The 11,849-nt window shown below is 72.0% G+C and carries 11 protein-coding genes; 7 read left to right on the top strand and 4 right to left on the bottom strand.

The features are described 5' to 3' along the window. Positions 1-72: 72 nt before the first annotated feature. Entirely contained in the window at positions 73-441 is a 369-nt protein-coding gene (locus tag ACTHNQ_RS13050) for a DUF485 domain-containing protein (RefSeq protein ID WP_440333981.1), read from the bottom strand. Positions 442-609: 168 nt separating this feature from the next. Between ACTHNQ_RS13050 and ACTHNQ_RS13045 the strand changes: the two genes are divergently transcribed. The 4 genes from ACTHNQ_RS13045 to ACTHNQ_RS13030 are packed head-to-tail and all read left to right on the top strand — an operon-like array spanning position 610 to position 4,536. After that, positions 610-1,860 (top strand): sensor histidine kinase, encoded by a 1,251-nt coding sequence (locus ACTHNQ_RS13045; protein ID WP_440333979.1) that lies wholly within the window; start codon positions 610-612, stop codon positions 1,858-1,860. Then, the gene (locus ACTHNQ_RS13040; protein WP_440333977.1) at positions 1,857-2,591 is read left to right on the top strand and encodes a LytR/AlgR family response regulator transcription factor; all 735 of its coding nucleotides are present in this window, start codon (positions 1,857-1,859) and stop codon (positions 2,589-2,591) included. The genes ACTHNQ_RS13045 and ACTHNQ_RS13040 overlap by 4 nt, the downstream gene beginning before the upstream one ends. After that, positions 2,588-3,034: a heavy metal transporter gene (locus ACTHNQ_RS13035; protein ID WP_440333975.1), complete on the top strand. Its 447-nt coding sequence runs from the start codon at positions 2,588-2,590 to the stop codon at positions 3,032-3,034. Before ACTHNQ_RS13040 ends, ACTHNQ_RS13035 begins: the two co-directional genes overlap by 4 nt. Further along, on the top strand, positions 3,031-4,536 hold the full coding sequence (locus tag ACTHNQ_RS13030) for a sodium/solute symporter (protein WP_440333973.1): 1,506 nt from the start codon (positions 3,031-3,033) through the stop codon (positions 4,534-4,536). Before ACTHNQ_RS13035 ends, ACTHNQ_RS13030 begins: the two co-directional genes overlap by 4 nt. A gap of 12 nt (positions 4,537-4,548) precedes the next feature. Here ACTHNQ_RS13030 and ACTHNQ_RS13025 read toward each other — a convergent pair whose 3' ends face one another. From ACTHNQ_RS13025 to ACTHNQ_RS13015, 3 genes are read right to left on the bottom strand one after another with little or no spacing between them, the layout of a single operon-like run. Continuing rightward, entirely contained in the window at positions 4,549-5,646 is a 1,098-nt protein-coding gene (locus ACTHNQ_RS13025; protein ID WP_440333971.1) for an ABC transporter permease, read from the bottom strand. Continuing rightward, positions 5,643-6,683 (bottom strand): ABC transporter ATP-binding protein, encoded by a 1,041-nt coding sequence (locus ACTHNQ_RS13020; protein WP_440333969.1) that lies wholly within the window; start codon positions 6,681-6,683, stop codon positions 5,643-5,645. Before ACTHNQ_RS13020 ends, ACTHNQ_RS13025 begins: the two co-directional genes overlap by 4 nt. A 51-nt stretch (positions 6,684-6,734) precedes the next feature. Beyond that, positions 6,735-7,745: a glycerophosphodiester phosphodiesterase family protein gene (locus ACTHNQ_RS13015; protein ID WP_440333967.1), complete on the bottom strand. Its 1,011-nt coding sequence runs from the start codon at positions 7,743-7,745 to the stop codon at positions 6,735-6,737. A 153-nt stretch (positions 7,746-7,898) separates the two neighbouring features. Between ACTHNQ_RS13015 and ACTHNQ_RS13010 the strand changes: the two genes are divergently transcribed. The 3 genes from ACTHNQ_RS13010 (at position 7,899) to ACTHNQ_RS13000 (ending at position 11,595) form a co-directional block, all read left to right on the top strand. Beyond that, the gene (locus ACTHNQ_RS13010) at positions 7,899-8,819 is read left to right on the top strand and encodes a Bax inhibitor-1/YccA family protein (RefSeq protein ID WP_440333965.1); all 921 of its coding nucleotides are present in this window, start codon (positions 7,899-7,901) and stop codon (positions 8,817-8,819) included. A gap of 97 nt (positions 8,820-8,916) precedes the next feature. Beyond that, entirely contained in the window at positions 8,917-10,134 is a 1,218-nt protein-coding gene (locus tag ACTHNQ_RS13005; RefSeq protein ID WP_440333963.1) for an ROK family transcriptional regulator, read from the top strand. A gap of 108 nt (positions 10,135-10,242) precedes the next feature. Then, the gene (locus tag ACTHNQ_RS13000; protein WP_440333961.1) at positions 10,243-11,595 is read left to right on the top strand and encodes an extracellular solute-binding protein; all 1,353 of its coding nucleotides are present in this window, start codon (positions 10,243-10,245) and stop codon (positions 11,593-11,595) included. Positions 11,596-11,849: the final 254 nt, after the last annotated feature.

Here is an 11,849-nt window from a genome sequence, read left to right as displayed (position 1 = left end):
CGAAGATGCCGATGTTGAGCCAGGGGTTGCCCGGCGCCGAGGCGGGCGCGGCGTCTGCCGCGAAGACGATGCTCATCGGGAGACCTCCTCAGGGGTCGACGCGGAGCCGGCGGCGACCGACTCGCGGATCTCGCCCGCGATCGGGTCGAGACGGCGGTTCGCGAAGCTCACGTACCAGGTCGTGACCGCGAAGGTGGTGATGATCTGCGCGATGCCGAGCAGCATCGCGACGTTGACGTGGCCGAACACAGGGGTCGACATGAAGTCGTGCGCGAACATCGCCAGCAGCACGTACGCGAAGTACCACGCGAGGCACGCCACGAGGACGGGGAAGACGAAGCCGCGATGGCGCTTCTTCAGCTGCTGGAACCGTTCGGATTGCTGTACCGCGCGGTAGTCGACGTCGGGTGCCGTCGCCGCGCCCGGGGCCTCGTTGCCCATGGCTTCTCCTTCGAAGGGGGTGGATCGCGCAGCGCGTGCTGCGCGTGACGATGTTGCCGCGCCCGGCGGCCCGCGGACAGCCCGCGCCGCTCGTCGTCGACGAACGGCGTCGACGGTGCGACGAACGGGGGGCGGCCGCGCCGGGCGACGGATTACGCTGGCCTGAGAATGCCCGACTCGCTGCTGCTGTTCGCGGGCGCCGGCGCTGTTGCCGGGGCCGCCGCGGTGGGTCTCGTCGTCCTTCTGCGGCGGGTGCTGGTCTCGTCGCGGGAACTCGGGACCGACGCCGAGCAGGCCACCTACCAGACGCTCCACCTCGCGGCCCGCGCGGCCAAGCATCTGCGCGGCGGCGTGAGCCAGCTGGATGCCGTCAAGGCGGGCCGTCATCTGAAGTCGCTGCTCGGCTGCGACACGTTCGCGATCGTCGATCCGCACGGGGTCGTCGCGCTCGACGGCGACGAACGGCTGCGCGAGGTCGCCGCGGAACTGGCGGCCGCCGTGCACGCCGCCGGCAAGGCGCAGGTGCGCCGGGGGGTCGGCGACTGCGCCGATGTGGATGCCGTCGCCGCCCCGATCCTCATCGGCAGGCGTCCGGCCGGCGCGATCGTCGCGTTCGCGAGCCCGGTGCGCGCGGGACTCGTGCGCGCCACGGCCGAGGTCGCGGACTGGATGGCCGCGCAGATCGAGCTCGGAGAACTGGATGCCTCCCGCACGGCCCTGGCCGAGGCCGAGGTGAGGGCGCTGCGCGCCCAGATCAGCCCGCACTTCATCTACAACGCGCTGAACGCGATCGCGTCGTTCATCCTCACGGACCCGCAGCGGGCGCGCGAGCTCGTGCTCGAGTTCGCCGACTTCACCCGGTACTCGTTCCGGCGGCACGGCGAGTTCACGACGATCGCCGAGGAGCTGCACTCGATCGACAGCTATCTGCGCCTGGAGCGCGCCCGTTTCGGCGACCGCCTGCAGGTGACGCTGCAGATCGCGCCCGAGGTGCTCGGCACGGTCATCCCGTTCCTGTCGATCCAGCCGCTCGTCGAGAACGCGGTGCGCCACGGGCTCGAGGCGAAGGAGGGCGGCGGGCGCATCACGATCGAGGCGACCGATTCCGGCGCGTTCGCCGAGATCACCGTCGAGGACGACGGTGTGGGATTCGATCCCGAGCAGATACGCGAGGTCCTCTCCCCCTCGTCGGGTCCGCTCCGCACCGGTGCCGCCGGCGGCGCCACGACGGCCGCCTCACGCGACAACGTGGGGCTGCGCAACGTCGACGCGCGCCTCCGCCAGGTGTACGGCGAAGAGAACGGGCTCGTCGTCGAGACCCAGATCGGCGCCGGCACGCTCGTGCGAATGCGCATCCCCAAGACCCTGCCGAAGGCCGCATCGGCCACCGGCCCGATCCCTGCGAGCGCCGGACCATGATCGATGTCCTGATCGCCGACGACGAAGAGCCCGCCCTCGCCGCCCTCGCGTACCTGCTCGAGCAGGACTCCCGGATCGGCCGCGTGCACCAGGTGTCGACCGGGGCCGACGCGGTCCGGCTGCTCACCCGCGAGCGCATCGACGCGGTGTTCCTCGACATCCACATGCCGGGGCTCTCGGGGTTCGACCTCGCGCGAGCCTTGCAGCGGTTCGAGCACCGCCCGGCACTCGTCTTCGTGACCGCCGATGAAGAGGGGGCACTGGAGGCCTTCGACCTCGAGGCGGTCGACTACCTGCTGAAGCCCGTGCGGGGCGTGCGGCTGGAGCGCTCCATCTCGCGCGTGATCGACGCGCTGCGGCAGACCCCCGAAGCCTCCGCTCCCCCTGCCGCCGAACTGATCGCGGTGACCCTGGGCGGCACGACCCGCATGATCCGCCGCGACGACGTGCGGTACGTGCAGGCGCAAGGCGACTACACGCGCCTGTGCACTGCCGAGGGCGGGTTCCTCGTCCGCGTGCCGATCTCGGACCTCGAGCGCCAGTGGGCCGACGCCGGATTCGTGCGCGTGCACCGCTCGTACCTCGTCTCACTTGCCCACGTCGCCCAGATCCGCCTCGGCTCCGACCACCCGACCGTGCTCGTGGGCGATGCGGCGCTGCCGGTGAGTCGACGGATGCTGCCAGGACTGCGCGACCGGCTCGCCCAGTCGACCGTGCGGGCGGATCCGTGACCGGCGAGAGCGGCGAGACGAGCGGCCGCCCCGACGCGGCCGACCCGATCGGCGCGGGGGGACAGCTGCCCCCGCGACCGGAGCGCGTGCGCGTGACGGCGGCGGGCCTCGGCGGCCCTGCGCGACCCGCGTTCGATCTGCGCTCCCCGGCGCCGGCCGGACGCGCGACGGAGCCCTCGGCCGTGTACGTCCGCTCGCTCATCCGGTCGCAGCTGCGGCTCGGCATCTCGGCGGCCATCGGGTTCGTCGTCGCCACCGTCGCGTTCGTGCTCGTCCTCGCCCTGGTGCCGGACCTCAGTGCGGCGGTCGTGTTCGGGGTGCCGGCATCCTGGCTCCTCCTCGGGTTCGGGCTCTACCCGCTCGCCCTCACCGTCGCCGTCCTCTACGTGCGGGCGGCGGCCCGCAACGAGGCGCGGTACCGAGCGCTCACGGTGGACGAATGAACCCCTGGGTGGGGTACCTGAGCATCGCCGCGGTCGCGGCGGCGTCGACCCTGATCGGCTTCTACGGGGTGCGGATCTCGCGCACGACGAGCGACTTCTACGTGGCGAGCCGCACCGTGCGGCCGTGGTGGAACGCCTCGGCGATCGGCGGAGAGTACCTCTCGGCGGCGTCGTTCCTCGGGGTCGCCGGGCTCGTGCTGCTGACGGGGTCGCAGGGCATGTGGTTCCCGATCGGCTACACCGCGGGGTACCTCATGCTGCTGCTGTTCGTCGCCGCTCCGCTGCGCCGCTCGGGCGCGTACACGATCCCCGACTTCACGCAGGCCCGCCTGGAGTCCACCGGCGTCCGCAGGGTGACGAGCACCCTCGTGATCGTCATCGGGTGGTTCTACATCGTGCCGCAGCTGCAGGGTGCGGCCCTCACGGTGCGGATCACCACGGGAATGCCGGCCTGGGCCGGGTCCGTCGCCGTCGCCGTCATCGTCGCTGCGGTCGTGATGGCCGGCGGCATGCGCTCGATCACGTTCGTGCAGGCGTTCCAGTTCTGGCTGAAGCTCACCGCGCTCGCGATCCCGGCCGTCGTGATCCTCATCGTCGCCGCGGGCGGGGTGCCGGGGCTGGTCGCGCAGGCGGCATCCGTCGATCCGTTCCCGGTCGAGGCCGGGCCGCCGGGGCTCGACGCCTACCGCACGGTGTCGCTGATGGTCGCACTGCTGCTGGGCACCCTCGGCCTGCCGCACGTGCTGGTGCGCTTCTACACGAGCCCTGACGGCGTCGCCGCCCGCCGCACGACGGTCATCGTGCTCGCTCTGCTGTCGGCGTTCTACTGCTTCCCCACCGTGTTCGGCCTGCTGGGCCGCGTGTTCGCGCCGGATCTCGCCCAGGGCGGTCAGGCCGACGCGCTCGTGCTCATGCTGCCCGGGCGCCTCGTCCCCGGCTCTGCGGGCGTGCTGCTGACGGCCCTCGTCATCGCGGGCGCCTTCGCGGCGTTCCTGTCGACGACGTCGGGGCTCGTCGTGTCGCTCGCGGGCGTCATCAGCCAGGACCTGCTCGGCGGCAGCGTCCGCGGCTTCCGCATCGCGGCGCTCCTGGCCACGGTGGTGCCGCTGCTCGTCGCCCTCGCGACCGAGTCGTCGGGCCTCGCCGGCAGCGTCGGCCTCGTCTTCGCGTTCACCGCCTCGACGCTGTGCCCCGCACTTCTGCTCGGCATCTGGTGGCGCGGGCTCACCGCGCGCGGCGCCGTCGCCGGCATGCTCACCGGCGGCACGCTGTCGGCCGTCGCGATCTTCGGCGGCGGGATGCTGGCGGCCTGGGCACCCGGCATCCGCCCCTTCCTCGAACAGCCCGCGGCCTGGACCGTCCCCGTGGCCGTGGCGGTCATGATCGTCGTCTCGAAGACGGACCGCCACGGCGCGCCGCGCGGCGTGGACGCGTTCCTCGCGCGCCTGCACACGCCTGAAACGGTGACCAGACCCGAAGGAATGGCCAGGCCCGAGGCGTGACCGCGGCCCCGGCTACGCGATGCGCGTGCCCGACGGCAGCCGGCCGGCCGGCGTGCGTGTGCGGACCCATGCCCACCACAGCAGCCCCGCGGCCAGCAGCAGTTGCAGGGTCATGCCGACGAACCAGCTCGGGGCGGACTCGTCGACGACCTCTTGCGGGGACGGCTGGTCCCGCTGCTGGGCGGGTGAGCAGTCGTCGTAGCGGCTCTCGAGCTCGGGGGCCTGCTGCGCCGCCCGCACGCCGAACTTGATCTGCCCGAACAGGTCGCGCGGATACCCCTCGGGGCTGAACTCCGACGGGGTCGCGTCGGCGAGGATGACGAACGGGTTCGCCGCAAGCAGCCACCACACGTGGTCGAACCGCGGCACCTCGTACGTCGACGTCGTCCACGGGCCGCACGACAGCTGGACGTCGTCGTCGCAGGGGTAGTCCTCGCTCGGCTCCTCACCCGGCGCGCACGGGTAGGTGTCGCCGCTGTACTGGCCGAAGTCGAGCGAGCGGTAGTGCGTCGTCACCTCCGAGCGGACGGTGAAGCCGACGAGCGCGAACGCGATGACCGTGCCCACCACGAGCGCCATCACGACGAGGTACGTGGTCGCGACCGAGAACAGCGGGCGCGAGAGGATGCCCGACAGCGCGACTCCGATGGCGGCGATGACCCCCACCTCGAACACGAGCACCAGGAGCGAGACGGTGATGGTCGACGGGTCGCCGCCGCCCGCGAGCGTCGCGACGACGAGGAACGGCAGCGAGACGGCGACGAACGCGAGGCCCGTGATCCAGGCGGCGAGCACCTTGCCGAACAGGATCTCGGCGGTCGTGGCGAGCGTGACCTGCACCGGCGCGAGGGTGGCGGCATCCCGATCGCCGTTGATCGCGTTGCCCGAGAGCGTCGGCGAGACCAGCACGATGAGCAGGAGGGTGATGTAGACGATGGTCGAGTAGATGGCACTGCCCGGCTCGGGCACCGAGCCCCACGCGAGGAACGACAGCCCCGTCACGATGACGAGCAGCAGGGCGAACACGCCCAGCAGCACGTACCAGGCGACACTGCGGGTGCGCTGCGTCAGCTCGAGCCCGATGATGGTGCCCAGTCGCTGCCCGCTCATGACGCCGCCCCGTTCTCGGGCGCGGCTGTGGGAGGAGCGGATGCCGGCGGCGGGGGCGGCGCCTGCGGCGGGCGTCCGTCGCCGAGGTCGAGGAACGTGCGCTCGAGGGATCCCTGCGCCGCCGCGAACTCGACCACGTCCAGCCCCTTCGTGACGAGGTCGCGCAGCGCCGCGGCCGCATCCTCGTCGGTCTCGAACGACACCACGACGTCACGCCGGTCGACGCCGACCGCGTGGCCCGGCACGTCGAGCGCCGCAGCGACGCGCTCGACGGCTGGGGCTCCTTCGACGCCCGCCAGGCGCACGCGCCACGGCCGTGCGCGGCGGGAGGCCGCCTCGACGCGGGCGGGGTCCACCGTGGCGCCGGCGAGCAGGAACACCGCGTCGTCGACGACCTCTTCGAGCTCGGACAGGATGTGGCTCGACACCAGCACCGTGCGGCCCTCCGCCGCGAACCGCCGCAGCAGCAGGCGCAGCTCGATGCGCGCCTGCGGGTCGAGGCCCGACGCGGGCTCGTCCAGCAGCAGCACACGCGGGTCGTGCACGAGGGCCCGCGCGAGGCCGAGCCGCTGCTTCTGGCCGCGCGACAGCACGCGCGCGGGCGCATCGGCGAGCTCGACCAGTCCGACCTCGGCCAGCAGCGCATCGGCGCGCACGGCGGCCTCGGGCTTCGGCATGCCGTACAGCCGCGCGGTCACCACGAGTGTCTCGCGGGAGCTGAGCGAGTTCCACGCGCCGAGGGCGTCGGGCATCCAGCCGAGCCGGGCCCGCGCGGCCTGCGGGTCGGCGACCGGGTCGATGCCGTCGATGCGGATGACACCGGCATCGGGCGCGAGCAGCGACGCCAGCATCAGCAGCAGCGTCGTCTTGCCCGAGCCGTTGGGGCCGACCAGTCCCGTGACGCGGCCGGCACGTGCGTGCAGCGACACGCTGCGCACGGCCTGCACCTGACCGAAGGCCCGCCGCACCCCCTCCACCACGATGCCGGGCTCCGGCGCGGGCGCGGGCGGTGCGGCGGCGGTGCCAGGCGTGGTCATGGGGTCACCCTAGCGGGACGCCGGACGCGACCGCGGATCATCGCCCGAGCGTCACCGGCGGAAGAACTCCACCCCCAGATCGGGGTGGTCGACGAACACGCCGTCGATGCCGGCATCCCGGATCACCGACCACTCGCCCTCCCAGTCGCCGAACTCGGAGGGACCGCCGCGTGTGCGGAACTGGCCGATCAGGAAGCGGTTCTCGGGACGGCAGGTCCACGTGAACACCCGGAGGCCGCGCTCGTGCGCGTCCGCGACGACGGGCGAGGGCCCGCTGGTGCGCCCTAGCCGATCCGGGGCCAGGATCATGCGCTTGTCGACGCTGATGCCGTCCACCCGCCCGACCAGCCCGTCGAGCCCCGCCGGCGACGCGGTGTGCGCATAGGTGGGGGCGTTCTTGCCCTGTGCGGCCGCGAGATCGAACGGACGCCCGGCGGCCTCGAGCAGATACACGTAGGACGCCGGGATGCCCCGTTCCTTGAGAGCCAGCAGCACCGTCGACTCGAACGACTCGACGACGAGCGGCCACTGCCCCGCATCCCACCCCGCCTCGCGCAACTCCGCCTCGACGAGCGCGGCGACGTCCCAGCCGAGGGAGGCGAAGTACGTCGCATGCTTGATCTCCAGCACGACGCCGATCTCACGCCCCTGGTCCAGGGATGCCTCCCGCGCGGCGTCCAGCACGTCGCGCAGTCGCAGCACCGTCTGCTCGCCGTCGAACGTCGCGCTCGACGGCCGCAGGTCGGCGATCCGCTCGCGGCAGTGCAGCGTCGAGAGCTCGTCCCACGTGAAGTCCTCGGTGAACCAGCCGGTGAGGGCGTTCCCGTCGACCGTCCTGGTCGCGCGGCGGTCGGCGAACTCGGGGCGCTCGGCGACATCGGTCGTGCCCGAGATCTCGTTCTCGTGCCGCACCACCAGCACCCCGTCGCGCGACACCACGACATCGGGTTCGACGGCGTCCACCCCCAGCTCGAACGCGAGGGCGTAGGACGAGCGGGAATGCTCGGGTCGATACCCGGGCGCCCCACGATGACCGATGACGAGCGGAGTCCGGCGCGGCATCGCACCAGGCTAGCCCGGGCGCCGGAACGGCCGGGCCGCCGGCATCCGTTCATAGTCCTCTCACAGGGCCGGTCCGACCCCGGAGGCACGTGTTCGGTTAGTGTGGATCAACAGCACCGTGCTGGGATTCCTTGACATTGGAGTGTGAGAGCAGTGGCCCTCAACAACCCCGCGTTCAACAACCCGGCCTTCCAGGACCCGAAGGCCGTCCAGACCTACCCCGGGGGTGCGCAGGCAGGCAACCTGGGTGCGCAGACCCAGTACGCCTCGGCGCAGCAGACGGCGACGGATGCCGCAGCGCAGGCGCAGCTCGAGGGCATGTACGCGGCTCCCGCCGCCGGCGCCGCCGAGACCGGTCGCATGTCCTACGAGGACACCATCTGGAAGACGGTCGGCCTCTTCGCCGTCCTGCTCGCCTTCGCCGCCGGCGGCTGGGTGTGGACGATGGCCGGCGTCACCGCGCTGAACCCGAACCCGAACATCCTGCCGTGGGTGATCGGCGCACTCGGCGGTTTCGTCCTCTCGATGGTCGTCATCTTCACCTCGCGCAAGAAGATCCGCCCCGGCCTGATCTTCGCCTATGCGGCGCTCGAGGGTCTCTTCATCGGTGGCATCTCGGCGTTCTTCGAGTTCATCTGGCCCGGCATCGTCGTGCAGGCGACGCTCGCCACACTCGCCGTGGTCGGCGTGACCCTGGCTCTGTTCGCCAGCGGCAAGATCCGCGCCTCGAAGCGGGCCACGAAGGTCTTCCTCATCGCGATGGTCGGCTACCTGGTGTTCTCGCTGGTGAACATCATGCTGATGCTCTTCAACGTGCCGATCGCCGGCGGCCCCTTCGGCATGCTCAGCAATGAGGGTCCGTTCGGCATCCCGTGGGGTGTCCTCATCGGCGTCTTCGTCGTCATCATGGCGGCCTACTCGCTGGTGCTCGACTTCGACAACATCCAGCAGGGCGTGCGCAACGGCGCCCCGCGCCAGTACGGCTGGCTCGCCGGCTTCGGCCTCATGGTCACGGTCGTCTGGCTGTACGTCGAGATCCTGCGCATCCTCGCGATCGCACGCGGCAACAACTGACCCGCTTTTCTCGAAGAGGCCGTCCGCACGCCGGGCGGCCTCTTCGCGTTCCCGGGCCCTGTGCCGGTAACCTGCGCTGAGACAGGGGGGAGGCAGGATGAAGCGCGGTTCGAACATGCCGGCGGTGGGCACGTACAACCAGACGCTCGTGCTCGACCTGATCCGGCGGTCGCCCTCGGGGCTCAGCCGCATCGAGCTCGCCGCCCGCACCGGGCTGTCGGCGCAGACGCTCGGCAACGTGGCCCGCAAGCTCGCCGCGGAGGGCTTCATCGTCGAGGGCGACCGGGTCGTCGCCGGCCCGGGCAAGCCCCGCACGCCCCTCCAGCTCGACCGGACGGCGCGGTACGCCGTCGGCATCCACCTCGACCCCTCGGTCGACACGTTCGTCGTGGTCGACCTCTCGGGTGCCGTCATCGCGCACACGGAGCGTCCTCCCGCCGACGATGCCGACGCCGCGGAACTGATCGCCGCCCTGGCCCGCGACGCGAACGCCCTGCTGCGGTCCGCCGACGTGCCGCTGGAGCGCGTTCTCGGCATCGGCGTCGCGGTGCCCGGGCCGATCGACGACGACGCCGGCACGGTGCTGACGCCCCCGCTGCTGCCGAGCTGGCACCATACGCGCCTGCGCGAGCTGCTCGCCGAGGCCACCGCGTACCCGGTCGTCGTCGAGAAGGACGTCGTGGCGGCGATGGTCGGCGAGCTGTGGGCGGAGGCAGACCACGCCCTCGACGATGCCGCGCTGGTGTACTACGGCGCGGGCATCGGTCTCGGGATGGCCGTCGACGGCGAGGCCGTGCGGGGCCGGACGGGCAACGCGGGCGACATCGGCCACCTGCTCGTCGATCCGGACGGTCCGCAGTGCCCGTGCGGCAGACGGGGATGCTTCGGGGTCGCGGTGGCACCGGAGCGCCTGCTGTTCGACGCCGGCGTGACGTCGTCGCCCGTCATCGCGCCGACGGCGGTGTGGGACGCGATCGACGAGCTGCGCGCCCGCATCTCGGACGGCGATCGTCGCGCCCTCGACGTGCGCGACCGCGCCGCGCAGACGTTCGCGCAGGCCATCGTGCTCGTCAACAACCTGCTGGACGCACAGACGTTCGTGATCGGCGGGCCGGTGTGGAGCCGTCTGGGCGGCGCGCTGCGTCCCGCGCTGGATCTCGCCCTCCCCCGCGTGCCGCAGATCGCCACGACGCGGCCGGTCGTGCTGCGCGAGGCACGCCTCGGAACGGACCTGGCGGCTGCGGGTGCGGCATCCCTCGTCCTCGACGGCGCGTTCACCGCGCGCGCGTCGGATCTCATGATCAGCACTCCCTGACGCCGGCCGTGCCGCCGCGAGATCACCTCTTGACATGTTTATTAAACATGTTTGAATAACACCTGCGCGAGGTCTGCGCATCCCCCAAGAGTGAGCAAAGGAGCTTTCATGAAGAGATCGGTCATCGGGCTCGGCGTCCTTGCGATCGGCGGCCTGACCATCGGGCTGACCGGCTGCGCGGGCGGCGACGCGGGTGTGGACGGCGACACGCTGCGCATCGCATACCAGAAGACGGCCTCGTTCACGGCGATGGACGAGCTGATGAAGAAGGTCAAGGGCGAGTACGAGAAGGAGTACCCCGACCGCAAGGTGGAGCTCGTCCCGATCGAAGCGGAGCAGGACCAGTACTTCACCAAGCTGGCGCTGATGAACGGCTCGGCCGACACGGCCCCCGACGTCATCTACGAAGACACGTTCCAGATCCGCTCCGACGCCGCCGCCGGCTATCTCCAGCCGATCGACGACTACCTCGCCGACTGGGACGGCTGGAGCCTCTACGACGAGGGCGCCAAGCAGGCCGGCCTCGGCGACGACGGCAAGACGTACGGTGTGTCGCTCGGCACCGACACCCGCGGCATCTACTTCAACAAGGAGCTGCTCCAGGCCGCCGGCCTCCCCGCCGACTGGCAGCCCGAGTCGTGGGACGACATCCTCGACGCGGCGCGCGCGGTGAAGAAGTCGAACCCCGACGTCACGCCGCTGAACATCTACGCCGCGAAGGCCGCGGGCGAGGCGACCTCGATGCAGGGCTTCGAGATGCTCCTGTACGGCACCGAGGACGAGCTGATGGACACCTCGTCGAACAAGTGGGTCACCGGCTCGCAGGGCTTCCTCGACGCGCTGACGTTCTACCAGACGGCGTTCGATGAGGGCCTCGGGCCGGATCCCGCCGACGCGCTCGACGCGGCCTGGGGCTCGAAGGTGCAGAACGAGCTGCTGCCGCAGGGCAAGCTCGCCATCGCGATCGACGGCTCGTGGCTGCCGAGCGGCTGGATCTCGGGCGACAACGAGTGGCCCGAGTGGGAGGACACGCTGGGCCTCGCCGCCATGCCGACGCAGGACGGCGGCGGCGACGGATTCACCTCGATGTCGGGCGGCTGGACCCTCGCGGTCGGCGCGCACGCGTCCGACCCGCAGGCCGCGTTCGACTTCATCGCCCAGGCGCTGACGCCCGAGAACGCCCTCACCTATCACGAGGAGGCCGGCCAGATCGCGGTGCGTTCGGACGTGGCATCCAGCCAGGAGTACCTCGACTACAACCCGTCGTTCGAGTTCTTCTCGTCGCTCGTGGCCTACACGCACTTCCGGCCGGCCACGCCCGACTACTCGCAGATCTCGTCGAACATCCCCGTCGCGACCGAGTCGGTGATCACCGGCCAGGCGACGCCCGAGGACGCGCAGAAGGCCTACGACGAAGCGCTCATCGGCATCGTGGGCGAGAAGAACACGCAGGCCGGCTGATCCGCACATGACCGCCGTCATCGCCGACGGCCTGGCGGGGGGGGGGGGGGGGGGGGGGGCCGGGGGCCGCGGGCGCGGCCCCCCCCCCCCGCGCGGGCGCGCCCGCCGCCCCCCCCCGCCGGCGGCGGGCCCCCCCCAGCCCCGCGCCCCACCCCCCCCGCGGCGCCGGCGGGGGCGGCGGGGGGGGGCGCGCGGGGGGGGGGGCGCCGCCGCGGGGGGGGGGCCCCCCGCGCGCGCGCCCCCGCCAGGCCGTC

It is taken from the genome of Microbacterium sp. (assembly GCF_051953575.1).
Classification (GTDB): Bacteria; Actinomycetota; Actinomycetes; order Actinomycetales; family Microbacteriaceae; genus Microbacterium.
Note: the sequence above shows the minus strand (reverse complement) of the source record. Positions and strands in the feature narration are given on the sequence as shown.